Source organism: Pseudomonas chlororaphis subsp. piscium (genome assembly GCF_003850345.1).
GTDB lineage: Bacteria > Pseudomonadota > Gammaproteobacteria > Pseudomonadales > Pseudomonadaceae > Aquipseudomonas > Aquipseudomonas piscium.
Genome location: NZ_CP027707.1, coordinates 4,137,251 through 4,161,808, shown reverse-complemented (window position 1 = coordinate 4,161,808; position 24,558 = coordinate 4,137,251). Strand labels below are relative to the sequence as shown.

21 protein-coding genes are annotated in these 24,558 nt (G+C 63.2%); 6 read left to right on the top strand and 15 right to left on the bottom strand.

From position 1 onward, the window contains the following. Nucleotides 1-14 precede the first annotated feature (14 nt). The 9 genes from C4K38_RS18910 to C4K38_RS18870 form a co-directional block, all read right to left on the bottom strand. Nucleotides 15-491: a RidA family protein gene (locus C4K38_RS18910; RefSeq protein WP_197678035.1), complete on the bottom strand. Its 477-nt coding sequence runs from the start codon at nt 489-491 to the stop codon at nt 15-17. A gap of 165 nt (nt 492-656) precedes the next feature. Beyond that, entirely contained in the window at nt 657-3,839 is a 3,183-nt protein-coding gene (locus C4K38_RS18905) for an efflux RND transporter permease subunit (RefSeq protein WP_053279726.1), read from the bottom strand. After that, a complete protein-coding gene (locus tag C4K38_RS18900) occupies nt 3,836-5,095 on the bottom strand; it encodes an efflux RND transporter periplasmic adaptor subunit (RefSeq protein ID WP_053279725.1) in 1,260 nt (419 codons plus the stop codon). Before C4K38_RS18900 ends, C4K38_RS18905 begins: the two co-directional genes overlap by 4 nt. Before the next feature lie 42 nt (nt 5,096-5,137). Then, nucleotides 5,138-5,806 (bottom strand): hypothetical protein, encoded by a 669-nt coding sequence (locus C4K38_RS18895; RefSeq protein ID WP_053279724.1) that lies wholly within the window; start codon nt 5,804-5,806, stop codon nt 5,138-5,140. Next, entirely contained in the window at nt 5,803-6,369 is a 567-nt protein-coding gene (locus C4K38_RS18890; RefSeq protein WP_053279723.1) for a DUF2165 family protein, read from the bottom strand. Before C4K38_RS18890 ends, C4K38_RS18895 begins: the two co-directional genes overlap by 4 nt. Next, complete coding sequence (locus C4K38_RS18885; protein WP_053279722.1) at nt 6,369-7,067, bottom strand: HAD family hydrolase; 699 nt, start codon at nt 7,065-7,067, stop codon at nt 6,369-6,371. The genes C4K38_RS18890 and C4K38_RS18885 overlap by 1 nt, the downstream gene beginning before the upstream one ends. Before the next feature lie 50 nt (nt 7,068-7,117). Continuing rightward, entirely contained in the window at nt 7,118-7,924 is an 807-nt protein-coding gene (locus tag C4K38_RS18880) for an AfsA-related hotdog domain-containing protein (RefSeq protein ID WP_053279721.1), read from the bottom strand. A gap of 117 nt (nt 7,925-8,041) precedes the next feature. Next, complete coding sequence (locus C4K38_RS18875; protein ID WP_231998524.1) at nt 8,042-9,220, bottom strand: MFS transporter; 1,179 nt, start codon at nt 9,218-9,220, stop codon at nt 8,042-8,044. A gap of 162 nt (nt 9,221-9,382) precedes the next feature. Beyond that, entirely contained in the window at nt 9,383-9,901 is a 519-nt protein-coding gene (locus C4K38_RS18870; protein ID WP_053279719.1) for a MarR family winged helix-turn-helix transcriptional regulator, read from the bottom strand. 308 nt (nt 9,902-10,209) lie between these two features. Here C4K38_RS18870 and C4K38_RS18865 point away from each other — a divergent pair, with 308 nt between their 5' ends. Next, nucleotides 10,210-13,092, top strand: a complete 2,883-nt coding sequence (locus tag C4K38_RS18865) for an ATP-binding protein (protein ID WP_053279718.1) — start codon at nt 10,210-10,212, stop codon at nt 13,090-13,092. Here the strand turns inward: C4K38_RS18865 and C4K38_RS18860 are convergent. Beyond that, nucleotides 13,062-14,420, bottom strand: coding sequence for an OprD family porin (locus C4K38_RS18860; RefSeq protein WP_053279717.1), 1,359 nt, complete (start codon nt 14,418-14,420; stop codon nt 13,062-13,064). The two genes, C4K38_RS18865 and C4K38_RS18860, sit on opposite strands and share 31 nt — an antisense overlap. Nucleotides 14,421-14,796: 376 nt before the next feature. Between C4K38_RS18860 and C4K38_RS18855 the strand changes: the two genes are divergently transcribed. From C4K38_RS18855 to C4K38_RS18845, 3 genes are all read left to right on the top strand, one after another. Continuing rightward, nucleotides 14,797-15,441: a hydrolase gene (locus C4K38_RS18855; RefSeq protein ID WP_016702824.1), complete on the top strand. Its 645-nt coding sequence runs from the start codon at nt 14,797-14,799 to the stop codon at nt 15,439-15,441. A gap of 109 nt (nt 15,442-15,550) precedes the next feature. After that, nucleotides 15,551-17,158 (top strand): MFS transporter, encoded by a 1,608-nt coding sequence (locus C4K38_RS18850; RefSeq protein ID WP_053279716.1) that lies wholly within the window; start codon nt 15,551-15,553, stop codon nt 17,156-17,158. A 252-nt stretch (nt 17,159-17,410) separates the two neighbouring features. After that, nucleotides 17,411-17,719, top strand: a complete 309-nt coding sequence (locus C4K38_RS18845; RefSeq protein ID WP_053279715.1) for a metal-sensing transcriptional repressor — start codon at nt 17,411-17,413, stop codon at nt 17,717-17,719. Nucleotides 17,720-17,788: 69 nt separating this feature from the next. On the opposite strand, the gene C4K38_RS18840 is transcribed toward C4K38_RS18845, so the two are convergent. Continuing rightward, nucleotides 17,789-19,099 (bottom strand): MFS transporter, encoded by a 1,311-nt coding sequence (locus C4K38_RS18840; RefSeq protein ID WP_053279714.1) that lies wholly within the window; start codon nt 19,097-19,099, stop codon nt 17,789-17,791. 267 nt (nt 19,100-19,366) lie between these two features. Here C4K38_RS18840 and C4K38_RS32935 point away from each other — a divergent pair, with 267 nt between their 5' ends. Beyond that, complete coding sequence (locus tag C4K38_RS32935; protein ID WP_414860350.1) at nt 19,367-19,519, top strand: YHYH domain-containing protein; 153 nt, start codon at nt 19,367-19,369, stop codon at nt 19,517-19,519. Between the two features lie 47 nt (nt 19,520-19,566). On the opposite strand, the gene C4K38_RS18830 is transcribed toward C4K38_RS32935, so the two are convergent. The 4 genes from C4K38_RS18830 to C4K38_RS18815 all read right to left on the bottom strand — a co-directional run bounded on the left by C4K38_RS18830 (nt 19,567) and on the right by C4K38_RS18815 (nt 23,306). After that, complete coding sequence (locus tag C4K38_RS18830) at nt 19,567-20,019, bottom strand: chromate resistance protein ChrB domain-containing protein (protein ID WP_053279713.1); 453 nt, start codon at nt 20,017-20,019, stop codon at nt 19,567-19,569. A gap of 83 nt (nt 20,020-20,102) precedes the next feature. Continuing rightward, nucleotides 20,103-21,461: a chromate efflux transporter gene (chrA, locus tag C4K38_RS18825; protein ID WP_053279712.1), complete on the bottom strand. Its 1,359-nt coding sequence runs from the start codon at nt 21,459-21,461 to the stop codon at nt 20,103-20,105. Next, nucleotides 21,454-22,398 carry a chromate resistance protein ChrB domain-containing protein gene (locus tag C4K38_RS18820; protein ID WP_053279711.1) on the bottom strand — a complete coding sequence of 315 codons (945 nt, stop codon included), beginning with the start codon at nt 22,396-22,398 and terminating at the stop codon, nt 21,454-21,456. The genes chrA and C4K38_RS18820 overlap by 8 nt, the downstream gene beginning before the upstream one ends. Before the next feature lie 185 nt (nt 22,399-22,583). Continuing rightward, nucleotides 22,584-23,306 (bottom strand): pirin family protein, encoded by a 723-nt coding sequence (locus C4K38_RS18815; protein WP_053279710.1) that lies wholly within the window; start codon nt 23,304-23,306, stop codon nt 22,584-22,586. A gap of 223 nt (nt 23,307-23,529) precedes the next feature. Here C4K38_RS18815 and C4K38_RS18810 point away from each other — a divergent pair, with 223 nt between their 5' ends. Continuing rightward, nucleotides 23,530-24,480 carry a GlxA family transcriptional regulator gene (locus C4K38_RS18810; RefSeq protein ID WP_053279709.1) on the top strand — a complete coding sequence of 317 codons (951 nt, stop codon included), beginning with the start codon at nt 23,530-23,532 and terminating at the stop codon, nt 24,478-24,480. Nucleotides 24,481-24,558: the final 78 nt, after the last annotated feature.

Here is a 24,558-nt window from a genome sequence, read left to right as displayed (position 1 = left end):
TTCCGTGGCCGAACTCAGCCAAGTATTGCGAATACCGCTTCGACCTCGATATTGACCTCTGGCGAGAACAAACCGGCCACCCTCACCAGCGAACTGGCCGGGTAGGCACCCTCATAGTGTTTCGACAGGACTTCACGTAACGCGCCGACTTCGTCCATGGAGGTCACGAAGATGGTCACCTTGATGAGGTCGCGCATAGCGATCCCCTCGGCCTGGGTAACGCGTTTGACCTGTTCGAATATGGCTTCGGCCTGCTTGGTGATGTCTTTGCCCTGGGCCGGCGTACCGAATGCGGTCATGCCGGACAGGTACAGGGTGTCGTTGTGACGAACCGAAACGGAGTAGGGGCCGGCCGGTTCAGGCAGGGTGGGATAGTTCTTTCTGATGACCATCGAGGTTTCTCCATTAGCGGAAATGGGGGTATCTGCCGCCGATGCGGGCAGAGCATTGACCAGGCCTGTCAGAACACAGGCAACTGCGAGAGCTTTCATAACGCTACTTCTCCTTCGACAAAAATGCTGCTTCAACTGGGCTGCCAGCCGCCTCCCAGGGCCCGATAGCGGGCAACTGTGCTGGGCGGCTGTACTGCGGTCCAACGGTGCATCCCGTCAGCAGGAGCGCGGCCAGGCCGATGTGGACGGGGGATGACAGGCGACTCATGCCTTGTCCTCCCAAAGCATCTTCTTCATGGCGGCGCGCCGTTGGCTGCGTCTTTCCACCAGGCGACGCAGCCACACGTAGAAGACCGGCGTCAGGAGCAGGCCGAAGAAGGTGACACCGACCATCCCCGAGAACACCGCGATGCCCATGGCCCGCCGCATCTCGGCGCCGGCACCGGAGGACAGCACCAAAGGCACCACGCCCATGATGAAGGCGATGGACGTCATCAGAATCGGGCGTAAGCGCAGATGGCAGGCCTTTAGCACTGCGCTGACGCAGTCCAGGCCCTGCTGCTGTTTCTCCCGGGCAAACTCCACCAGCAGGATGGCGTTCTTGCACGCGAGCCCCGCCAGCACGATCAGGCTGATCTGGGTGAAGATGTTGTTGTCGCCGCCGGTGAGCAGCACCCCGGCAATGGCTGATAGCAGGGTCATAGGAACGATCAGCACCACTGCCAGCGGCAGGCTCCAGCTCTCGTACTGCGCGGCCAGCACCAGGAACGCCAGCAGCACGCACAAGGGGAAAACCAGCAGGGCGGTATTGCCGGCGAGAATCTGCTGGTAGGTCAGTTCGGTCCACTCATAGGCCATGCCGTTGGGCAACTCCTGCTGCAACAGCCGTTCCATGGCCGCCTGGGACTGGCCGGAGCTGTACCCAGGAGCCGGGCTGCCGTTGATCTCGGCGGAGAGGAAACCGTTGTAATGCATCACACGGTCAGGACCGGCCGATTCCCGTATCCGGACGAAGGATGACAACGGAATGAGGTCGCCCTGCCGGTTGCGCACTTTCAGCCTGCCGATCTGCTCCGGCGCCATGCGGTATGCCTGCTCAGCCTGCACATTGACGTGGTAGGTCCGCCCGAAGCGGTTGAAGTCATTGGCGTACATCGAGCCCAGGTAGACCTGCAGGGTGTCGAAGATTTCGTCGATCGCCACCCCATGGGCCTTGGCCTTGTCCCGATCGATATCCGCGTCGATCTGCGGGACGTTCACCTGGTAGCTGGAGAAGACGCCGGCCAGTTCGGGCAGCGCCCGGGCTTTGTCCACCAGCGACTGAATCTGCCGGTAGAGCGCTTCATGCCCCAGGCTGCCGCGGTCCTCGATCTGCACCCGGAAGCCCCCGATAGAGCCCAGGCTTTCCACGGGCGGTGGGGGAACCACCATCACGAAGGCCTCCTGGATCCGCCCATACTCGGCGGCCAAGGCCTGGGCGATGGCGGTGTCGGACATCGAGGCGTCCTTGCGTTCATCGAAGGATTCAAGCGGGATGAACATGAGCCCCGCGCTCGCGCTGTTGACGAAGCCGTTGATGGACAGGCCGCTGAAACTCACGGTATTGGCCACCCCCGGATGCTTCAGGGCAAGCTCGGACATCCTCAGGATGACGGCCTCGGTACGGTCCAGGCTGGCGCCTTCGGGTAACTGGGCAAAGGCGACCAGGTACTGTTTGTCCTGCTGAGGGATAAAGCCTGTAGGGGTTTTCTCCAGCCCCAGATAGGCCAGCCCCAGCAGGCCGACATACAGCATCAGGACGATGGAACCAGCGCGCAGCAGTCGCGTGGCGAGGTTGACGTAACCCGCGCTTGCCCGCTGGAACAGTCGATTGAACGGACGGAACAGCCAACCCCCGAACAGGCGGTCGATCAGCTTCGACAGACGATCCTTGGGCACGTCCTTGCCTTTGAGCAGTATCGCCGCCAGGGCCGGCGACAAGGTCAACGAGTTGAACGCCGAGATCACCGTCGATATCGCGATGGTGAGCGCGAACTGCCGGTAGAACTGCCCGGTGAGGCCGGTGATGAAAGCGGTCGGAATGAACACCGCGCACAGCACCAGGGCGGTGGCGATGACCGGGCCGGTGACTTCCTTCATGGCCTGGCGGGTTGCCTCTACGGGTGACTTGCCCAGGCCGATGTTGCGCTCGACGTTCTCCACCACGACGATGGCGTCGTCGACCACGATACCGATAGCCAGCACCAGGCCGAACAGCGATAGCGCGTTGATGGAAAAGCCCAGCAGCTGCATGACCGCGAGCGTGCCAATCAGGGACACAGGCACTGCGGCCAGGGGAATGATCGACGCGCGCCAGGTCTGCAGAAAGAGGATGACCACCAGCACCACGAGCGCGACGGCCTCCAGCAAGGTATACACCACCGCGGTGATGGAGCTGCGCACGAAGATGGTGGGGTCGTAGCCGATCGAGTGTTCGACGCCCGGTGGGAAGTCTTGAGCGAGCTCACTCATCCGCTTGCGAAGCCGGTCGGACAATTCGATGGAATTGGCATCCGCGTCCTGGAAAATCTGCAAGGCGGCGGAAGGGCGACCGTCCAGGTGCGCGCGCAGCGCATACTGGCTCGAGCCCAGTTCGATGCGTGCGACGTCGCGCAGGCGGACGATCTCGCCGCGCTCGCCGGCATGCACGATTATGCGTTCGAACTCGTCCTCGTCGACCAGCCGGCCTCGGGCGTTGATGAGCAACTGGAAGGCGTTGTCGCTCGCGTTGGGCGGTGTGCCGAGAGAGCCTACGGCGACCTCCCGGTTCTGCTCGCGGATGGCGCGTATCACATCCGTCGCGGCCAGGTTGTAGGAAGCCACCTTGTCCGGATCCAGCCAGACCCGCAGGGCATAGTCGCCCATCCCCAGCAGGCGGATGTCGCTGACCCCCTTAATCTTGTACAGCTCGTCGATGACGTGAATGGTCATGTAGTTGGCAAGATAGGTCGGGTCGTACTGGCCGTTCGGCGAATACAGGTGAACGACCTGGGCCAGCGCCGGCGACGTCTTGTCCACGGTCACGCCCAGCCGCTGGACATCGGGAGGCAGCTGGGTGGTGGCGCGGGTGACCCGGCTCTGCACCTGGACCAGCGCGGCGTTGAGGTCCGTCCCCAGCGCGAAGGTCAGGGTCAGGGTCATCGAGCCGTCCGAGGTCGACTGGGAGGACATGTAGAGCATGTTCTCCACGCCGGTGATGGCCTGCTCCAGCGGCGAGGCTAGGGTCTTGCCGAGCACGTCGGGGTTCGCGCCCGGAAATTGCGCCCGCACCACAATGGTGGGCGGCACGACTTCCGGATACTCGCTGACCGGCAACTGGAACAGGGAGACGATCCCACCGATCAGGATGAGCAGCGACAGGACAATGGCGAAGATCGGACGTCGCACAAAGAACTGCGAGAAGTTCATGGCGATGTCCTCCGCTCTCGGCCTTGCTGTGCGACAGGCGTTGGTTCGTAGTCCTGGAGGGCGACGGGCGTCGGTTCTATTGAGGTATTCAGCCGCGTCAGGCGAGCCAGCACCTCATCGGTCGCCATTGCCACCTGTTCCGGCGTAACCCTGGCGCCAGGACGGGCGCGCTGCAGGCCATTGACCAGGATGCGCTCGCCCTCCTGCAGACCCTCGCGGATCACGCGCAGGCCTTCGACCTTGGGGCCGAGCCGGACGGCGCGATAGCTCACCACCGCGTCCTTGCCCAGCACCAGTACGAAGCGATTGCCAAGGTCGGTGCCAATCGCTTCGTCCCGGACCAGCGTGGCGGGGTAGAGGTCGCTGGCGGGTAATTGCAGGCGAACGTAGAGCCCGGGTGTCAGCTCGTTTGCGCCGTTGTCGACGACAGCGCGTGCCTGCAGGGTACCGGTACGCGGATTGACCTGGTTGTCGAGGAAGTCCAGGCGACCTTCGTACGCCGGTCGTTCATCGGTACTCAGTGCCAGATGCACCGGCACGCGCGAGTGGGCGAGGGCTTTTTCGCTGGGTATGCGACGAACCTGCTTCAGGTAGGTGGCTTCATCGATATCGAAGTACGCATGGAGCTCCTTGGTGCCCACTATCGTGGTGAGCAGTGTCGCCCCCTCATTGACCAGATTCCCGGCGGTCACCTGGGCTCGACTGATGCGGCCGTCTATGGGGGCCGTGATGCGGGTGAAGCTCAGGTTCAGGCGTGCGGCTTCGAGTTGGGCACGGGTCGCCGCAACGGCGGAACTGGCTTCCTGGTACGCCGTCTTGCGCGCGTCAGCCAGCTCGGCGGAAATCGCCTGGTTGGCCCGCAGCTTCTCGCCGCGCTGGGCTTCACTGGCGGCGCGGGTCTGCCTGGCGCGGGCCTGTTGCAGCTGTGCGTCCAGGCGATCGACCTCGGCCTGAAAGGGCCTGGGGTCGATCTGGAACAACAGATCGCCCTTCTTGACGAGCGAGCCGTCGCGAAACAGAACGCGGTCGATATGCCCGGAGACCCGTGGCCGTAGCTCGACTGACTCTGGGGCTTGAAGCCGGCCTGAGAATTCGTCCCAATCGGCGAGAGGCTGGACGACGACATCCGCGACGCTGACCACGGGGGGCGATTGTTCAGCAGTCGCTCCCTGTTCGGACTGGCCGCAAGCGCTCAGCGTGCTGACGGCGACCAGCGCCAAGGCGTGCTTGATGCTGTTGGAACTGCAGATACGCATGATTGACTCCCAAAGATGGTTCACCTGGCCCTGACGGCGGCGTCAGAGTGGCTGGGCCAAAGGGGCAGGCTGGGTTGCCAGCCAACTGTCATGCAGCCATTTCTCGGTCTTGCGCTTGCCGGGGAAGGTGATCCAGACGATGTCGCGTTCGAACACCATGGGTTTCCCGTCGCTGCCGACGATGATCCAGAACCACCGACCGTCAGCCAGGTTGCGTGCCTTGACTTTCATGCCGCTCAAGGTGACGACCTCCTCGCGACCCTCGTGCGTGACCTTCAACGGCTCGTCGTGGGATTCGATCCAACTGATCTTCATGCGCTCGATCAGGTCGGGGGCATGCTGCTGGAGAAACAGCCTGGCTACTTCCTCGGCGCGTTCGCGCGACGGCAGGGGCTTGCCGATCAGGTCCAGCGACATATTGGCGAAACCCTTGAGCACGCCGGTGTCCGAAACCAGGGTGCTGAAGTGTTCGCCACCCAGCCGCGCGTTGCGGCCATCGGTGCGGACGTACCTTGTGAGTACCCCTTGCTCGTCATCGACCGTCACCTGGCGGCGATCGGACTCCTGGTAGCCAGAAGGCACTGCGATCGGGCGGGTGGCGGGCTGGTTCATGGCAGGTTTCTCCTTGGGCGAGTCGGTGTTGGCGATGGCGGTGGTCGTTGCCAGGGCAAGGGCGAGGGCAACGCTTGCGGTGCGAACTGACGAGATCATGGAAGGCTCCTTTCGAGCGGTTGACTGCCTGGCGTGCCAGGGGCGGAGGGCTGTACCCCTGGCCGTGACTGAGGCTCGCCCTGGACGAAGAGCAGGGCGACCAGGCCAATCAGGATCAGGGTCATGTGGACGGATTGAATGGCCCCCTGCTTCAGCCAGTAGCCGAACCACAGGCCGCCACAGATGAAGCCGAACCACAGCAACAGGAAGCAGGTCAGGGCGACGACGGCGCGGTTGCGTGCGCTGTCCAGAACGGCACGACTGCCCAGGCGCCAGGCCTTGACGTAGCCGAATGCCGCATACCAGAGCAATGCCGAAACGGCGACCTGAATGCCTGCCACCGCGTACAGCGTTGCTTCGGCCCAGTGCGCCGGCCAGGCACGCCAACGCAGAGCCACGCCCAGCAGTTCCTCTTCTTCCAGCAACACCATGGAAAGCGTGTTGCCGATATGGAAGCGGTTGGTTTCCGGGTCGGTGAGGTTGTTGAGGACGGCGATGCTCAACCAGAGGGCTAGGCTGGCCATTACCGCCAGACGGCTGAAGGCGAACACGTGAAACGACATCATGGTGCTCCTCGATGCAGGGCGGCGTCGGGGTAGAGGATTGGCCAGTCAAGTTGCGCTGCATGCCTGAGCAGGGCCGGGTCGCCTGCCACCACGGTGGGGTTGCCGATGCTCATCAGGAGGGGGAGGTCCGTCAGGTGATCGCCGTATCCGTAGCAGTCGGCCGGATCGACGTTGAGCCTGTCCATCAGGCGCAAGGCCGCTTGCTGTTTGCCCAGCCCAATGGTTTGCGGTGGGATGAGCTGGCCGGTGAAACGCCCGTCGCGCGTCTCCATTCGATTTGCCAGAACGTGGGTCACACCAAGCTCTGCCGCCAGGGGAGCCAGAAACTCCACGGCCGAGCCCGAGACGAAGGCGACTATGTCTGCGTTGCTCTGGTGCTTCTGAAGTGCCTGCAGGACTGGAAGGATGAAGAATCCCGAGCGTGTCCTTTCCTGGACGTACCAGGCCAGGGCCGCATCGGCCACCAGGTCCGGCTGGTGGTCGCGGAAGTCTTCGTAGAACAGCGTGTTGATGGCGCAGCGATCGAAACCTTTTCTGACGTACTCATTGATGCGTTTGGCGCAGGCAGCTTCCGCCTCATTGCCCCGTTCCTCTCCCCATAGCCGGCGGAAGTAGAAGGCTCGGAAACTGAACATGCTCTTGAGGTCGATGAGGGTTTCATCGACGTCGAAGAACGCGATTCTTCGTGCTTTCATTGGGATTACTCGAAAGGCCGCTTGCACCTGGGTGCAAGCGGACGATTGGATCAGAGGGTGGGAATTGGCTCGGTCATCAACTGCGCATCGGTGCACGGGGTCATGCGCAAGCGGCGGCGCAAGGTGCTGACTTGCGAGGACAGGGCGCGAGAGGCGAGGGTGGCCTCGCGCAGACCGAGTCGCTCGGCATCCATGACGCAGAACTTGACCTCCACGCCAGTGACGGGCTGTTCGCCCTGCCAGACCTCCATCATTGCCTGCACTTCGACGCGGTCGGGGCGTGGTTGCTTCAGGTCGATCAAGCGATAGCGGATCTGCGCCGGCAGCGGGAAGGCGAAGGCGGTGTAGCGGACATTCATCTCGTTGAGGACGAAGTAGCGTTTATGCGGTTTGTAGTCGTCCAGGTGGAAGCGCTCCGTTACCGCCAGGAACATCTGGCGGCACGCTTCGAGCAGCACCATGCCTTGCACATGCTGTCCCGTCAGGTGGTCGAGCATCAGCTCGTTTTCGGCATGGAGCAGGAGGCTGGCGGTATAGAGACCTTCATCATGCTTCTCGGGAACGGAGATCAGCACGTTCTTGCGCTGGCGCTTGTGGGCGAGTTCCTGGCCCGCCAGCTCCGCGTCCGTCCACAGGTTCCAGTGATCGAATTCGTCGGCATACCCGCTGGCGATCGCCATGCGATAGGCATGCTGAATTTCCTTGCGGCCAAGCCCCTGCCCGGCAATGACCTTGCAACCTCTCAGCACGGATTGTCCCGATGTCTTTAGCGCCTGCAGCAGCGTGCTGTAGGACATCACGTTTTCATGCTTTGCGAAGTCTTCGAATTGGTTTGCAACTACAACGTAGATACCCATCAATGGATTCCCTTTCAATATCCGGGGCCTTCGGCAGGTCGTTTGGCCGATACCGGATTACTACAAAAACAGACCCACTTCCCACTGACATCCTGCGTGGAAACCAAGGTCGCTCGACTAGCACGCACGGGAGTTGTCAGCTACCCGTACTGCGCTGTACAACGCTGCAGCGCCGAGCCCCGCTGCGAGTACCAGAAGAAAAGATTCCACCTGCCAGGCGCGGCTGATGTTTCCCAGCCAGGGTCCAAGGCTCGCCCCGACAAAGAGCACGAAGGTGTAGAAGGACACCGCCAGGCCGCGAACATCGGGCGATGCCGCCGCGGCGATTCGAGCGATCAGCCCGGGGACACTGATGGCCACTCCGGCGACATAGACGACGCTGGCTGCCAGCAGCAGGGGAATGCGCTCTTGACCGGCGCTTGCACAGAGCACCAGTCCGAACGCCGCGACGCCAAGCCCCGTGGTCGCGACCCGGTTGGCTCCCCAGCGACCAATCAATTTGGCGGCGAGCAGTGGCGCGAGAAACGCCGGCAACGCCACGCCACGTGCCTGCATTCTGCTGATGCCCTGGCTTTCGATGACCTCGCCCAGGTGCATGTCCAGTCCTATGTAAAAGGCGACGAATGACATCAGCAGCAGGAGCGCGGGCAGATAGACACGGCGCAGGGCCGGGTCACCGAGCAAGGTGAAGATGGGTCGATATCCTTCCCACATCGAGCCCTTGGGGCGTACCGCTCGAGTTCCTTCCGGGACCCTGGCCAGCCGCAACGCGGTCACGGCATAGATCACCACCAGTGGCATGAGGGCGTACCCCAGGCCCCAGCGCCCTGCAACGAGGCTGCCGTAGATCTGTCCGAGCAAACCTGCCGACAGGAATGCCGTGCTCATCCAGGCCACGCCCCACACCCGTTGCTTGGGGGTACCGCGTTCGGACAAGTAGGCGAGGGCCACGGGCGGGAAGGAGGCCGCGGCGAATCCCTGCAATGCCCGGCCCGAGATGAACAGGGCCGGCGTCTCCACCCAGGCGAGCCCCACTGTGATGATGGCCAGCAGCACCAGGCCGCCGACCATGACCGTCCTGCGGCCGAGGCGATCGGATAAGGGACCGAACACCAGAAAACCGGTGGCGTACGCGAACCCAAAGGCGCCCAGTGCGAGGCCAGCCTGTTCCGGCGGCAACTGATAGGCCTGTGCCAACAGGGGCAGGATAGGCACCGGGATATACAAGAGGGAGACCACGGCGAGCGCGCAGAACACCATCTGCACCAGCAAGATGGCTGTGGGTTGTTGAGTCATATCCTGTGTAGATGTGTGCATTGCTACATATCTCGATTAATAGAGGCGCCAGGGCATTGAAGTCACGGCGTTACTGGCCGCGACGCGAGGGAGCCGCCCAAGGTTTAATTTTCTGTAGGTTGCTGTGTAGCGTGCTACATGGTTTTCAAGAAACTCGGCCGATCAGCCGAGTTCCGTTTCCAGGCGCATGGTTCGCAGGGCAGGGGCCACCCTCATCATCAGCTTCACCAAGAGCTCGCGCTCATCGTCTTTGAAGTGGCTCATGAACTTGGCGACCCACTCGTAGTGTTTGGGCAGCACCCGGCCAAGGGTACTGTCGCCCTCCGGGGTCAGCCGGACGATCCAGTAGCGCCCATCGTCCGGGTCCGGATGTTTCGTGCAAAGGCCGGCGGCCTCCATCTGCTTGATGGCCCGGGTCATGGTCTGCGAAGCCACGGCCACCCCATCAGCCAGCGCACCGATCGAGAGTCCCCCGGGGTTGCGCTTGAGCAGCAGCAGGACGAAGAAGGGGGTTTGTGCAAGGTTTTCACGCGCCAGGTTGGCGTTGAATGCCGAGAGCATTTCATCCGTCGCCGACGCCCATACCAGCCAGGTATAGAGCCCTTCGACGTCGGGGTTGTCATAGAGCTTGCCGAAGTGCTCGAGTGTTTCGCGGGAAGGCAGGTCTTTCAGTTCGAACATGATATCTGTGCATGGCTGTGTAGTCGGCTGCATGTTGGTGACCGAGTAGTCGAGATGTCAAGCCAACGCGAATTGGGCTGACCAATTCAGATAAATCATGGAGGGGGCGAGAAGCAGTGCTGCTCATTGTGGGGTATTCGTCTGTCAGCCCCTGCCCTCGATGGTCTAGGATGGGCTATTTACTGTCGGCAAAGCCGCCAAGGCCTAGAGTTGCAGTTGAGTTCACGACATATTCGATCGCGCCGCAGTGACCGCCTGCGAAGCGCCACCTGCCGCAAATCCCGCAAGTACCTCAAGGAAGGTTCCCCATGCTACTGAGGTCCCTCGCAGCTATTGGCATTCTGTTGCTGGGTTTTCTTTCACCGATATTTCCCGCTCACGCACATGACATCGCGTTGTCCGGTCGGATGACCGCGAGCAATCACCCCTGGCTGGACGCCAAGGCGCGGCAATGGCTGGAAGGGCGAGGGCCGCTCAGGGTCGGGGTCGTGCTGCTCGATTATCCGCCTCTGTCGGTGTTCTATGGGGATCGCTACCAGGGCATCACCGCCGACTACCTGGCCCTGATGTTCGAACGGCCGCCCCAGGTGCGCGCCTACTCGTCGCGGGCATCCGCGCTGGCGGCCTTGCGCAGTGGCGAGATCGACCTGCTGGGCGCGGGCAGCGACGTTGAAGGCCGGGAAAACGGGCTGCTGCTCAGCGAGTCCTATCTGCCCGACCGCCCGGTGTTGGTGACGTCCCAGGCCCAGTCTTTCGATCCCAACCAGGCCGGTAGCGTGCTGGGAATGACCGTCGGTTATCTTCAGGAACAGGCGGTACGGGAGGCCTACCCCCATAGCCAGGTGGAGTATTTCGATTCGCCTCAACGGGCGCTCGAAGGGCTGGTGCTGGGGGATGTCGACGCGGTGTTGGGGGACGCCGTGTCCTCGCATTACCTGATTCAAACCCATTACCTGCTGGGCCTGCGAATCGATAACTTCGCTCCCGTCGACAGCCAGGGCTTCCGCTTCCTGCTGCGTCCGGGAGACGAGTCGCTGAGGGACATCATCGACCGGGCGATACCGAGGATATCCAGGCGTTATGGGGAAGACATCCTGCGCAGCTGGAGCGCTGGCCGGCGCTTGAGCATCGATGAAGAACGGGTGAAGCTGACGCCCGCGGAACAGCGCTGGCTGGACAGCCACCCGCAGGTGCCCGTCGCCATCAACTACTCGCTCGGGGCACTGGGCGAGTTGGGACGGGACCGCAGCGTGACCGGCATTGGCCGCGACTACCTGGAATTGATCAGCCAGCGCAGTGGCCTGAAGTTCTCTTACCTGGGCACGCCAAACACCCTCGAGACCAACAGGTTCATCGCCGAGGGGCGGGCGCTTCTGACCCCGGCCATGCCTCAGTCCGACCTGTTCGAGACGCCACTGGATGTCTTGCCGCCGTACCTGCGCAGTTCCACCGTATTGATGACCGCCACCACCGCTGGCCGTCATGCCGGCCGGCGTTTCACCGGGCTTGCCGATCTGAATGGGAAGACGCTGGCGACGGGCGAAGGCTACTTTTTCATCGATACGATAAGGCGCGACTATCCGGCGATTCAGCTCAAGGTATACCCCACGTTCCTCGAGGCCATGCGCTCGGTCGATTCGGGGCAGAGCGAGGTGTACCTGAGTAGCGACTACACCGGCCGCTATCTGTCGGCCCAGTACTTCGACAATCGCATCCAGGTCACCGGGATCCTGCAGAACATCTCCACGCCCATCGGCATCGGGGTGGCGAAGCACCAGCCGGAGTTGCGCAGCATCCTGGAGAAGGCGCAGCTGGCAATCACCTCGGAAGAAGTCGCGGAAATAGTCCAGGCCTGGGCGCCGCGTTTCGCCAGGGGCGGGAGCGACTTCTGGCGTGACCATCGCGACAAGATTCTCCAACTGGGCGGCCTCTTCGCTGTGCTGATCGCCATCTCGCTGATCTGGGCGTTCTACCTGCGCCGCCAGGTCCGCAGGACCCGGGCGGCCGAGGAGCGGGCCGAGGCCGCCAACCAGGCCAAGACGGTCTTCCTGTCGACGATGAGCCATGAGATACGCACGCCGCTGAACGCGATCATCGGCATGCAGGAGCTCGCGTTGCGGAGGGCGAAACAGGGGGAGGCCGACAGCCTATCCCTGTCCGTGGCCCAGGAAGCGGCCCAGGGGCTTCTGCTGTTGCTGGGCAATGTGCTGGATATTTCTCGCATCGAGTCCGGAAAGATTGATTCGTTTCCTGAGCCGGTGCTCATCAACCACCTGATTGAAGGCGTCGCCTCTATCGCCTTCGGCATGGCGCGACAAAAAGGCCTGACCCTGGACGTCAAGGTCGAAGGCGACCTGCAGGCATGGGTGCTGATGGACCCGCTGCATTTCAAGCAGGTGCTGTTCAACCTGCTCAGCAACGCCATCAAGTTCACCGAGCGCGGAGGCGTCACCCTACAGGCCCGCACCCGCCGTGAGGGGGACAGCTTGCGTCTGGACCTCGATGTCATCGATACGGGTATCGGCATTTCCGCCGAAGACATCGGCAAACTGTTCAAGCCCTTCTCTCAGGTGGGCGTACCGGGCGCGGGGCAGGCCTCCGGAAGCGGCTTGGGGCTGGACATCAGCCGCCGTCTGGTGCAACTGATGGGGGGCCAGATCAACCCGCGTAGCGAACCCGGCAGAGGATCCTGCTTCAGCCTCGAATTGAGCCTGCCCATCTGCGATGCTCCAGCGGTTACCGAGGGCGAAGCTGCGCGGCAGGTCCAGCCCATTGCTGCCGAAGCGCATCCATTGTCCATCTTGCTGGCCGAAGATAACGCCTTCAATCGCGCCACCCTCACCACCCAGCTTGAGACCCTGGGGCATAGGGTCGTGGTCGCGGAAGATGGGCAGGAAGCCTTCATGCGCTGGCTGAGCGCGGACTTCGACATCGTGCTCACGGACGGCATGATGCCGAGGATGGACGGCTTCGAACTCGCCAGGCGGATCCGCTGGGAGGAATCCCAGAGTAGCCGTCCACGCTGTCGCGTCATTGCCCTGACAGCCAGCATCGAGGCGAGCGCCGTGGAACGCTGCAAGGCCGCTGGCATGGACGAGATCCTGTTCAAGCCAGCGACGCTGGAAACGCTGCAGCAGGCTATCGCGTCCGCCGCGTGCGATCAGAACGGCCCGAGCTTGAGCGGGTACTGAATGACGATGTAGAGCCTGTCGATGTCGTCGCCGGCCTGGGCGGCGTTGGCCCGGTGGCTGACGTGGGACAGTTGCAGCGACAGGTCCTTGGCCGGGCCCGACTGCAGGATGTAGCGCAGGTCCAGGTCGCGTTCCCAGTGGCGTCCGCCCCGGCCCTGTTGCGGGCTGTAGGTGCCGCTGGCGCTGTCGAAGGGGTTGTAGGCGCCGCCCTGGGGCGCGTGGCTGCCGTCGATGCCGCGGCCACTCACATAACGGGCCATGAAACTCAGGCCGGGAATGCCCAGGGTGCCCAGGTCGAGGTCGTAGCGTGCTTGCCAGGAGCCTTCGCCGGGGCCGTTGAAGTCGGCGTATTTGATCGAGTTGGCGAGGTAGATGGAGTCGCCGCCGACGAAGTCGAAGGGTGTGTCGCCGTGGACTTTCTGATAAGCCAGGGTGAACGCCTGGGCGTCGATCCGGTACTTGCCGGAGAGGCTGTAGGCCGTGGTGTCGATAGCGCCGGCCACGGCCTGGCCCTGGTCGCGGGTGCGGTACAGGTTGCCGTCGAGGAACAGCTGGCCAAGGCTGGCATGCAGGTTGGCGTAGTACTGGCGCCAGGTGTCGCTCAGCTCCGAGGCGTAGAGGGCGCCGCCCAGCGCCTGGCCGGCGAACAGGTCGGCGCCGATGAAATCGATGCTGGCGTGGCGGGTGGTTGCCCCGTAGCCGGAAAAGTCGCCCTTGCCGGTCGAGGCGTCCTGGTTCTTGAAGGCGCTGAAGTGACCGGCCTGCAGGTCGAGCCCCTCGATCTCCCGGCTGGAGAGCAGCAGGCCGCTGGCGTATTCCGGTTGCAGGCGTTTGTCGGCGGTGTCGAACACCGGGGTCGCCACGGTCATTTCACCGAGCGCCAGGGTGGTCCGCGAGGCCTTGAGTTTCAGCGCGCCGCCGGCGCTGGAGTAGCTGTCTTCACTGCGCCCGTGATGATCCAGCGGCAACAGGCCCGTCCCGGAATGCCCCTTGCCACCGTCCAGTTTCAAGCCGAGGAAGCCGTGGGCGTCGACCCCCACGCCAAGGGTGCCGGGGGTGAAGCCGGACTCGAACGAGGCGATGAAGCCCTGGGCCCACTCCTGCTTGTAGCTCTTGCCGGCCGGGGTAGGGGAGCGATAGTCGTTGTTGAGGTAGAAGTTGCGGCTGAGCACTTCAAGACTCGCCCCCTCAAGGAAGCCGGGGGTGTCTTGCGCGCTCTGTGCGGCCAGCGCCGGGGCGCCGCCGCTGAGCAAGGCGAGCAGCCATAGCGGCTTCAAGCGCAGGCTCGCCGGCTCTGGGGCGGTGAGGTGTTTCGAGGCAAGCAGCATGCTTATTTCCCGCGTCAAAGTGGGTGGCCTTGGACGCGGTTGGCCTCGGTTCCGGCAGTTGCCGGCACGCCTTCGGTCTGCCCGCGTCCGCTTGGCGTGGCCATCGGATCGAGGCGAAGCATGGTTGCCTATTACAGGGCGCGGGGATTGTACGGCTGTGCTGCATTCGGCCGTTCGCGGTGGGCTGTGCGGTCGCTTTTGAACTGTCCCTGTTTTGGAATCAATAAATCTCGATTTTATGGAATTGTCCCCTTTTGATCCAGCCCCTAAATTAGCCACCAAGCCGGCAGCAAAGCCTCCCCAACGGAACCCGCGCCGAGCCCCCGAATTGTGCAACTCAACCTTTGAACCGACTCGACAGCAAAAGGAACGCGCCATGTCTATCCGTGAACTGCTGAACCCAAGCAACTCCGCCCTGATCCTGATCGACCACCAGCCACAGATGTCCTTCGGCGTGCAGTCGATCGATCGCCAGACCCTGAAGAACAACACCGTGGGCCTGGCCAAGGCGGCGAAGATCTTCAACGTGCCGACCATCTTCACCTCGGTGGAAACCGAGAGCTTCAGCGGCTACATCTGGCCGGAACTGCTTAGCGTGTTCCCCGATCACCAGCCGATCGAGCGCACCTCGATGAACTCCTGGGAAGACAAGAAACTGGTGGAAGCGGTCAAGGCCACCGGGCGCAAGAAGCTGATCATGGCTGCGCTGTGGACCGAGGTCTGCCTGAACTTCCCGGCCCTGGAAGCCCTGGCCGAAGGCTATGAGGTGTACATCGTCACCGACGCTTCCGGCGGTACCACCCAGGAAGCCCATGACATGTCGGTGCAGCGCATGATCCAGGCCGGCGCGGTGCCTGTGACCTGGCAGCAAGTGCTGCTCGAGTTCCAGCGCGACTGGGCGCACAAGGAAACCTACGACGCGGTGATGGACCTGGTGCGCGAGCACAGCGGCGCCTACGGCATGGGCGTGGACTATGCCTACACCATGGTGCACAAGGCCCCGCAACGTCAGGTCAAGTAAGCCTGTCGCGAATGACCTCCGGCCGACGCAACCCGCTTGCGCCGGCCGGTGGTCGTTGGCGCGCAAAAACGCCCGGACTGCAAACCCTTCCCACGACTCAAGGACCGTCATGAAACAGACCCTCGATTCCTCCCGTAGCGCGGCCTCCCTTTCGCCCTGGAGCCCGCTCAAGCATGGCCTGTTTCGCGGGCTGTGGCTGGCCAGCATCGCCTCGAACATCGGCACCTGGATGCACGAGGTGGGCGCCGGCTGGCTGATGACCTCGCTGTCGGCCAGCCCGATGACGGTGGCGCTGGTGCAGGTGGCCGCCGCGGCGCCGATGTTTTTCCTCGCGCTGCCGGCGGGGGCGCTGGCCGATATCGTCGACAAGCGCCGTTACCTGTTGCTGGTGCAGGGCTGGATGGCCAGCGTCGCCATGCTGTTGGCGTTCCTGACCCTCAGCGGCCTGATGACGGTGCCCTTGTTGCTGCTGTTGACCCTGGCCATGGGCATCGGCACGGCCCTGATGATGCCGGCCTGGTCGGCCCTGACCCCGGAACTGGTGCCCGCCGGCGAATTGCCCGCGGCCATCGCCTTGAGCAGCGTCGGGACCAACGTGGCGCGCGCCGTGGGCCCGGCCATCGCCGGGGTCCTGGTGAGCCTGGCCGGGCCCTGGGCGACCTTCGCGGTGAATGCGCTGTCGTTCTTTGCGGTGATCGCCGTGCTCGCCTGCTGGCGGCGCGAGCCAAAGGTCGCGGTGTTGCCGGCGGAGCGGCTGTTCAGTGCGATCCGCGTGGGCTGGCGCTACGCCCGCAGTTCCCAGCCGCTGCAACGGGTACTGATTCGCACCCTGGGGTTTTTCTTCGGTGCCAGCGCCGGCATGTCCTTGCTGCCGTTGATCGTGCGCGGCGAGCTGCAGGGCAGCGCCACCCAGTTCGGCGTGTTGCTCGGCAGCGTCGGCCTTGGCGCGGTGCTGGGGGCGATGCTGTTGCCGCAGCTGCGCCAGCACCTGGCGGTGGATCGCCTGGTGGCGCTGGCCAGCGTGGCCTACGCCCTGGTGCTGTTCGCCCTGGCCTGGCTGCGTGACTTCTATCTATTGATCCCGGTGATGCTGATCAGCGGCGGCGCCTGGATCGCCGTACTCTCGAGTTTCCAGGTGGCGGCCCAGACCTCGGTGCCGGCCTGGGTGCGGGCGCGAGCGCTGGCGGTGTATATCCTGATGTTCTTCGGCAGCATGGCCCTGGGCGGGTTGCTCTGGGGCTGGGTGGCCAGCCTGTTGTCCATGAGCCTTGCCCTGAGCGCGGCGGCAGCAGTTTTGCTGGCCGGGGTCGGGCTGACCTGGCGGGTCGGCTTGCCCCAGCGCAGCGCCGAAGACCTGGCGCCGTCGCTGCACTGGCCGCAACCGCTGCTCAGTGACGACCAGGACCTGGAGCGCGGCCCGGTGATGATCCGCCTGGAATACGACATCGCCCCCGAACACGCCCAGGCCTTTCAGCAGGCGATGAACCCGGTGCGGCGCATGCGCCAGCGCAACGGCTCGTTTTCCTGGTGCCTGCTGCAGGACAGCGAAAACCCGCGCCTGTGGTGTGAAGTGTTCTTCGACGAGTCCTGGGTCGGTCACCTGCGTCACCATGAGCGGGTAACCCGCGCCGAACTGAAGATCGAGGCGGCCGCCCGCCGCTTCCAGAGCGACGGGGTGAAGATCCGGATCCGCCATTTCCTCAAGGGGCAGGGCTGAGGGGCTGCTTGTCGTCAGTAGTGTTTGAAGCAGAGGCCGCATTTCGCGGCCTCTTTTTATGGCATCGCTCGTGCGAGTGCCCATGTCGCCATGGACATGCCGAGGGCCGGCGCGATACCCCGCCATTGGCAGTGTCCTGCTGAGCATGGTGAGCGTGTTTCGGCTCGTTATTCAGGGCTGCGCTGGGTTTGACCCTATCCCCCATGGGGGATAGGATGCCGGCGTGATTCATTGAGGCCCGAGGCTGCAGTCATGAGTGAGCACGAACACAACCATCCCCATACCCACCAAAGCCATGAAGCGATCATCAAGCGTCTCAAGCGGGCGGACGGCCATCTGCGCAGCATCATCGGCATGATCGAGGAAGGTCGTGAGTGCGTGGAAATCGCCCAGCAGTTGCATGCGGTGGAAAAAGCGGTGTGCCAGGCCAAGCGCACGTTGATCCAGGATCACATCGATCACTGCCTGGAGGACACCGTTTCGTCATTGAGCAATTCATCATTGAGCAATGGCGAGCGCGCACCGCTGGAAGCCTTCAAGCAAATAACCAAGTACCTCTAGGCCTGCCTGAACGGCTGCAACAGGGTGGTCTCAGCCCCGACCATCCGGTCAACGCTTCGAAACTCAAGCTCAGCTATTGGGCCACCGGCGGTGCTGGTCGTCGATCACGTACGGATGCTCGTGATCCAGACCATTCTGGCCGTCGAGGTGAGCGTGACCGACTGGAAGATTCTCATGGGTGTGTCTGATCGACTCCTGATCATGTACAGGACGCCAGATCAGGATGCTGATCGCCCATGCGCTACCGGCCACCACAGCGAGCCCGACAAACGACGCGGTGAGGCTGATATCGGCACCCAGCCACCCAGCCAATGGGTAGGTCATCAGCCAGCAGGCATGGGATAGAGCAAACTGGGCGGCAAACAGCGCCGGGCGGTCTTCGGCGTGCGCCGAGCGACGTAGTAGCCTGCCGCTTGGGGTCTGCGCCAGGGAATAGCCCACGCCAAGCACCATCCATAGCGGTAGCAGGAAATTGTAGGTGGTCAGGTTGATGCCAATGGCCAGTCCCGCGACCAATATTCCTCCGCCAAACAGCATGGCTGTCCGATCCTTGATGTCTTTCAACAAACGAGGCAACACCAGCGCAGCAATCATGGAGCCACCGCCGAACGCAGCCAGTGCCAGTGCAGTGGAGCGCTGAGGCAAAGCGAAGCGCGATTGGACCAGCACCACCGTATTGACGATGACCATGGCACTGGCCGCCGCTACCGTCAGGTTCAGCGCCAACAGCCCGCGCAAGCGAGGCGTCGCCAGGAAAATGCGCAAGCCGCGGGTGGTTCGCTCGTAAACACTGCGGCGTGGCGTCAGCTTTGCCTTCGGCAGCAACACTGTCGAGACCAGGGCCGCCGAAGCGAGAAAACCAATGACAGTGCCGGCGAACAGACTGTGGAAGCTGACCACGGTCAGCAACGCGGCGGCGAGCATCGGACTGGCGACGCTCTCAAGATCGTAGGCCAGGCGCGATAGAGACAAAGCCTGGGTGTAATCGTCCTCATCCGGCAGGATGTCCGGAATGGTCGCCTGGAACGTTGGGGTGAACGCAGCCGAGGCCGACTGCAGGACGAAAATCAATGCGTAGATTTGCCAGACCTCTGTCACGAACGGCAAAGCAAGGGCGACCAGCGCTCGCACCAGATCCAGCGAAACCAGCATCGCGCGCCGAGGGAGGCGTTCTGCAAAAGCAGCTGCAATCGGTGCAACGCCGATGTAGGCAGTCATTTTGATCGCCAACGCCGTACCCAGGACCGCACCTGCTTGGGCGCCCGCAAGGTCGAAGGCCAGCAAGCCCAAAGCTACGGTTGCAAGGCCGGTACCTACCAACGCAATTACCTGGGCCAGGAACAGGTGACGGTAGGTTTGGTTGGCCAGGATTTTCAGCATGGGAAATCTCACAGGGCGAGGCGTTCAATCATCTGCGCTATCAAGCGTTTCTCGAATGCAGAGAACGGTGAGTTCCTTGTATTCAGTCCGCCTCATATCCCCCCTGGGGGGATATGAGGCGTATCCTAAACCAGAGGCAGTGGCAGCTCAACCAAAAGGCGCGCAGCCTTTCGTCGAATGTTGGGAAATGGGTGAGAAAGTTGCTTGTTCAGTGAAGGCGATTGGCCATATTTTGTCGGGCGTGAGAGATCTCACGCCTATAACAACATGAGCATGGAGCAAGCCCTGATGAAACTGTCTGCCATTCTGATAGCCGCTGTACTCTCGACAACTTCCGTCGCCGCCTTCGCCCATAGCGGTGGCACTGATGCCAAAGGTTGTCATCGCAACCACAAGAGCAACGATTACCACTGCCACTAAAAGCCAAAGCCCGGCACCAGGCTGGGCTTCGTGACGAGCTGGCCTCTTCATATCCGTGGAGGCCAGTTATGGGATTCGCCCTGGCAATCCTTGCACCAGGCGTAGAGCGCGTCGTACAGGATCAGGCCGTGGGCGAGCATTTCATGGTCATCGCCATAGCGCTGCGACAGGCCCAGTGAAATCGCGTACAACCCCGCCGATTGCGGGGTCAGGTCCAGGCGCGAGGTATCGGCCCCGCGCACGATCCTGGCCAGATGCTGCAAGGCCGGCTCGCTGAGTCGGTACTTCTTCAGGAAGGCATCGAAGCTGCACAGCTCACCCTCGTGGCTCAGTTCAACACCGGGTATGTCGTAGGGCGCCGCGTCTTTCTCCGCGGCGATCCGCAGCACATCGGTGCTGGGCACGTATAAAAACTCCGCCTGAGGATCGATGAAGCGGGTGATCAACCAGGGACAGGCGATGCGGTCGATCTTGGGTCGGTCGCGGGTAATCCACCTCATGGAACACCTCCTGCCTAACTCGGTAGGCTGGGTGAGCTGGCAGGCCCGGCGCCCGCCAGAGATCGTCAATCAGTTCACCCGCTCTAACGCAGCAGGTGCACGGCCAGGCCCGCCAGCGCACAGGCCATCAGCACCTGGATCACGCCGCGCTTGAAGCGGAACAGGGCAACCGCCGCGGCAATCGCGATCAGCGCCGAAGGCCAGTCGAGGGCGCCGCTGAAGCCGTTCGGCCACAGCACGTGGTAACCGAAGAAACACGCCAGGTTGAGGATCACCCCGACCACCGCGGCGGTGATCCCGGTGAGCGGCGCGGTGAACTTGAGCTCGTTGTGGGTCGATTCCACCAGCGGGCCGCCGGCGAGGATGAACAGGAACGAAGGCAGGAAGGTGAACCAGGTGACCAGCGCCGCCGCGACCGCCCCGGCCAGGAACACCTGGTTGGCGCCAAACACTTGCGAGACATAAGCCCCGACGAAGCCGACGAAGGCCACCACCATGATCAGCGGCCCGGGGGTGGTTTCCCCCAGGGCCAGGCCGTCGATCATCTGCGTCGGGGTCAGCCAGCCGTAGTGACCCACCGCGCCCTGATAGACATACGGCAGCACGGCATAGGCACCGCCGAAGGTCAGCAAGGCGGCCTTGGTGAAGAACCAGCCCATCTGGGTCAAGGTGCCTTGCCAGCCGAACAGCGCGGTCAGCGCCGCCATCGGCAAGGTCCACAACAGGGCGCCGACGATTGCCAGCAGCGCGAGTTTCAGCCAACTGAAACGGGCATGTTCGGGGGAGGGGGTGTCGTCATCGATCAAGGCCGGGCCGAAGGACTTTTTAGCCGCGCCATGCCCGCCGACCTTGAACTTCTCGGGCACCAGGCGACCGCCGAGGTAACCGATCAAGGCGGCCCCCAGCACGATCAGCGGAAACGGCACATTGAAGGCGAAGATCGCGGTGAATGACGCCGCGGCTATCGCCCACAGCCAAGGGTTCTTCAGGGCCCGCGAGCCGATCCGGTGCGCCGCCTGCACGACTATTGCCGTCACCGCGGGCTTGATGCCATAGAACAGCCCGGCCACCACCGGTACTTCACCGAAGGCGATGTACAGCCAGGACAAGGCGATCAGGATGAACAGCGAAGGCAATACGAACAGCGCGCCGGCAATCACGCCGCCCCAGGTCCGATGCATCAGCCAGCCGATGTAGGTCGCCAGTTGCTGGGCCTCGGGCCCGGGCAGCAACATGCAGTAGTTGAGGGCGTGCAGGAAGCGCCGCTCGGAAATCCAGCGCCGGCGTTCCACCAGTTCCTGGTGCATGATCGAAATCTGCCCCGCGGGCCCGCCAAAGCTGATGAAGCCGAGCTTGAGCCAGAACCAGAAGGCCTCGCGCAAACCGATCGGCTCGGGCCTCGGCGGATCCGTTTCAAGCGCCGACTCGGAAACCTTACTCATGGGGTTGCTCCTCTTTCACGAACTCGGCGAGCAGGCCGTCGAAGATGGCACTGGCAGCGGCCAGCAACTGGTCGTCATGGCTGATGGTTTCGCGCAGCCCGGCCAGTACCCGCTCGATACCGGCAGCCTCCACGGGCTGGAGGCCGCCGATATCGAGGTAGTGCACCAGGGCCGCGAGACGATCCAGGCCGGGTTGCTGAAGGGCAAAACTGGCTTGCAGGGTTTCGAAGGTCACGCGGTTGCCGACATGGCTGAACGCCGCGTCATCGAAGTCGAAACCCAGGGCGTCGGCCGGGCAGTCCTGGGGCTGGTCCAGCCAGAGGATCCGCGCCTTGGGGTCGATGAAGCGGCGAATCAGCCAGGCGCTCGCCAGGCGGTCGACCCAGGGGCGCTTGCGGGTCGCCCAGACCCGACCCTGATAGTCGCCCGGGCTGAGCAGGGTGATTGGCAGGTCCCGGCTATGTGGCTCATCCGTGGACAAGGCCCTGCTGACCGCCGTCTCCAACTCTTGCAAGGCGGCGTCGGTGTGCTGCTTCGGCTGGCCGGGAAAAAAATCGATGCTGGCCAGCTGATCGTAGGCTTTGCGCAGCTTGCGAATCTGCCGGGTGCTGGCCAGCGCATTCTGCGCCGTCAGTTGCCCCCGGCACTCCTCGATTTCGCTGCGCAGCTTGCTGTAGTCCTCGTTGCGCTCGAACAACCCGATAAAGCGTTCGCCGTTGGGGTCCACCACGGGCAGGACAAAGGCGGTGCCATTGATGGCCAGGATGTCCCGCTCAACCGCGGCCAGCGCTTCGCGGCAGGCCGCGGTGTCCGGCAACAGGTAGGCACCGTCGCGCAACACCGCGGCCCCGGAGGCTTTCAGGGCCCGCCAGGCGCGCATGCGCGCCGTTGCGTTCGCGGTCGGTAAGCCGAGGATCAGCGCTAGCCAATTATTCATGTAGTGACAGATCTAAAAAATGTAGATATCGCTACATTATTCTTGCGCAGAGATATTGCAAAGTGATTTCAACAGGCTTGTGGTGAATGGCGAGGCGTTGCCCCGGCCTGGACCGGCGCCGGGGCTGTCGAAGCCTGGTCACGGGCGAAAAAAAGCCCGGGGCAGGGGCCCCGGGCAGGTGAGGGTCAAGGCATTTCTGGCAGTTCCTGCGCACGCAGATCGAACACCAGCACTTCGGCATCCACGCCCTTGCTCAAGGTCAGCGCCTGTTCCTTGCGGACCCGCACGCCATCGCCTTCCTGCAAGGGCAGGCCGTTGAGCTCGACCGATCCGCGGGCCACATGCACATAGGCGTAGCGGTTGGCGTCGAGCTTCAGGCTGGCGCTTTCCTGGCCGTCGATCAGCCCGGCATAGACCCGCGCATCCTGGCGCACCTGCAGCGAACCCCCGGTCCCCTCGGGGGAGATGATCAGTTGCAGGCGGCCGCGTTTTTGCTGCGGGCTGAAATGCTCCTGCTGGTAACGCGGCTTGGCGCCGCTGACATCCGGCACTATCCATATCTGCAGGAAGTGCACCGGCTGGGTGGCCGAGTGGTTGTACTCGCTGTGCGCCACGCCGCTGCCAGCGCTCATCAGTTGCACGTCGCCAGGACGGATCACCGAACCTGTGCCCAGGGTGTCCTTGTGTTCCAGGGCGCCTTCGAGCACATAGGAGAAAATCTCCATGTCCCGGTGCGGGTGTTGGCCGAAGCCCTTGCCGGCGGCGACCCGGTCGTCGTTGATCACCAGCAGGTCGGAAAAACCCTGTTCCCGCGGGTTGCGATAGTTGGCGAAGGAAAAGGTATGGAAGGACTTCAACCAACCGTGGTTGGCGGCGCCGCGATCAGAGGCTTTGCGAAGGGTCAGCATGAGGGAATCTCCTGTCGGGACGGGAATTCGTCCGGTTGAGGAGAAGGCTAATGGTTACCCTGTGGTGCAATAAGTAGATGGAAACTGAAAGACTGTCCCTTTCAAGTTGACAATTTTGTGCGCTGAATCACGTATTCTTGGCCGATGAGCGCGCGCCGGCCGGGCATAATCTCCAGGGTCGGCGTTAGGCTTCCAACCCTTTGATATCGGTGATGCTCAACCCATGAAAACCGTGGCAATGGTGCTGTTTCCAGACTTTCTCCTGCTCGATATGGCCGGGCCCATGGAGGTGTTTTCCATCGCCAACCGTTACCTGGAGCCGAAGGACCATTACCAGCTCTCGACGATCGGTACCGAGCACGGCGCGTTGCGCGCTTCCAACGGCGTCAGCGTCCAGGCCGATGTGCATATCGACCAGGCGCACGATAGCTATGACCTGCTGCTGGTGCCCGGGGGACCGGGGGCCTACAACGAAAGGCACCCACCCTTGCTCGACTGGTTGGCGGGGGCCGTGCGCCGCTCGGCCGTCTATGGCTCGATCTGCACCGGGGCCTTCATCCTCGGGCATGCCGGCTTGCTCGACGGGTACCGGGTGACGACCCACTGGCACTACACCGAACGCCTGATCCGGGCCTTCCCCAAGGCGACAGTGGAGACCGACCAGATCTTCGTCGAGGACCGCAACCTGATCACCTCGGGCGGGGTCACCGCCGGCATCGACCTGGCACTGGCGGTGGTCGCCCGGGACCACGGCAAGAAAGTCGCCCAGGACGTGGCCAAGGTGTTGCTGGTGGTGATGAAACGCCAGGGCGGGCAGGCCCAGTTCAGCCCGCTGACGGCCGCGGTGGCGCCGCAGGAAACGCCAGTGACCCGGGTGCAGAATCATGTGCTCGAACGCCTGGACGAAGCCTTCAGCATCGAGCGCATGGCCAGCCTGGCGAACATGAGCACGCGGCATTTCGCCCGGGTGTTCGCCCGGGAAGTGAACATGACACCCATGGAGTTCCTGCAAAGCGCGAGGATCGACCGTGCACGGAACCTGCTGGAGAGCAGCGACCTGCCGCTCAAGACCGTGGCCTACAAAAGTGGCTTCGGCAGCGTGCGGCACATGCGCTTCCTGTTCGGTGAAAAGCTCGGCCTGACCCCCACCCAGTACCGCGAACAGTTCAGCTAGCGCCGGCTTGTCCGTCTGGCGCACCGCGATGGCCGTGACGCTCCCTCCATGGCGGTTGTACCGTCATCGGTGCCTGCC

Excerpts from the sequence above, each read along its gene's own strand:
- C4K38_RS18910 (WP_197678035.1), bottom strand. The coding sequence starts at position 491 with ATGAAAGCTCTCGCAGTTGCCTGTGTTCTGACAGGCCTGGTCAATGCT.
- C4K38_RS18905 (WP_053279726.1), bottom strand. The coding sequence starts at position 3,839 with ATGAACTTCTCGCAGTTCTTTGTGCGACGTCCGATCTTCGCCATTGTC.
- C4K38_RS18900 (WP_053279725.1), bottom strand. The coding sequence starts at position 5,095 with ATGCGTATCTGCAGTTCCAACAGCATCAAGCACGCCTTGGCGCTGGTC.
- C4K38_RS18895 (WP_053279724.1), bottom strand. The coding sequence starts at position 5,806 with ATGATCTCGTCAGTTCGCACCGCAAGCGTTGCCCTCGCCCTTGCCCTG.
- C4K38_RS18890 (WP_053279723.1), bottom strand. The coding sequence starts at position 6,369 with ATGTCGTTTCACGTGTTCGCCTTCAGCCGTCTGGCGGTAATGGCCAGC.
- C4K38_RS18885 (WP_053279722.1), bottom strand. The coding sequence starts at position 7,067 with ATGAAAGCACGAAGAATCGCGTTCTTCGACGTCGATGAAACCCTCATC.
- C4K38_RS18880 (WP_053279721.1), bottom strand. The coding sequence starts at position 7,924 with ATGGGTATCTACGTTGTAGTTGCAAACCAATTCGAAGACTTCGCAAAG.
- C4K38_RS18875 (WP_231998524.1), bottom strand. The coding sequence starts at position 9,220 with ATGACTCAACAACCCACAGCCATCTTGCTGGTGCAGATGGTGTTCTGC.
- C4K38_RS18870 (WP_053279719.1), bottom strand. The coding sequence starts at position 9,901 with ATGTTCGAACTGAAAGACCTGCCTTCCCGCGAAACACTCGAGCACTTC.
- C4K38_RS18865 (WP_053279718.1), top strand. The coding sequence starts at position 10,210 with ATGCTACTGAGGTCCCTCGCAGCTATTGGCATTCTGTTGCTGGGTTTT.
- C4K38_RS18860 (WP_053279717.1), bottom strand. The coding sequence starts at position 14,420 with ATGCTGCTTGCCTCGAAACACCTCACCGCCCCAGAGCCGGCGAGCCTG.
- C4K38_RS18855 (WP_016702824.1), top strand. The coding sequence starts at position 14,797 with ATGTCTATCCGTGAACTGCTGAACCCAAGCAACTCCGCCCTGATCCTG.
- C4K38_RS18850 (WP_053279716.1), top strand. The coding sequence starts at position 15,551 with ATGAAACAGACCCTCGATTCCTCCCGTAGCGCGGCCTCCCTTTCGCCC.
- C4K38_RS18845 (WP_053279715.1), top strand. The coding sequence starts at position 17,411 with ATGAGTGAGCACGAACACAACCATCCCCATACCCACCAAAGCCATGAA.
- C4K38_RS18840 (WP_053279714.1), bottom strand. The coding sequence starts at position 19,099 with ATGCTGAAAATCCTGGCCAACCAAACCTACCGTCACCTGTTCCTGGCC.
- C4K38_RS32935 (WP_414860350.1), top strand. The coding sequence starts at position 19,367 with ATGAGCATGGAGCAAGCCCTGATGAAACTGTCTGCCATTCTGATAGCC.
- C4K38_RS18830 (WP_053279713.1), bottom strand. The coding sequence starts at position 20,019 with ATGAGGTGGATTACCCGCGACCGACCCAAGATCGACCGCATCGCCTGT.
- chrA (WP_053279712.1), bottom strand. The coding sequence starts at position 21,461 with ATGAGTAAGGTTTCCGAGTCGGCGCTTGAAACGGATCCGCCGAGGCCC.
- C4K38_RS18820 (WP_053279711.1), bottom strand. The coding sequence starts at position 22,398 with ATGAATAATTGGCTAGCGCTGATCCTCGGCTTACCGACCGCGAACGCA.
- C4K38_RS18815 (WP_053279710.1), bottom strand. The coding sequence starts at position 23,306 with ATGCTGACCCTTCGCAAAGCCTCTGATCGCGGCGCCGCCAACCACGGT.
- C4K38_RS18810 (WP_053279709.1), top strand. The coding sequence starts at position 23,530 with ATGAAAACCGTGGCAATGGTGCTGTTTCCAGACTTTCTCCTGCTCGAT.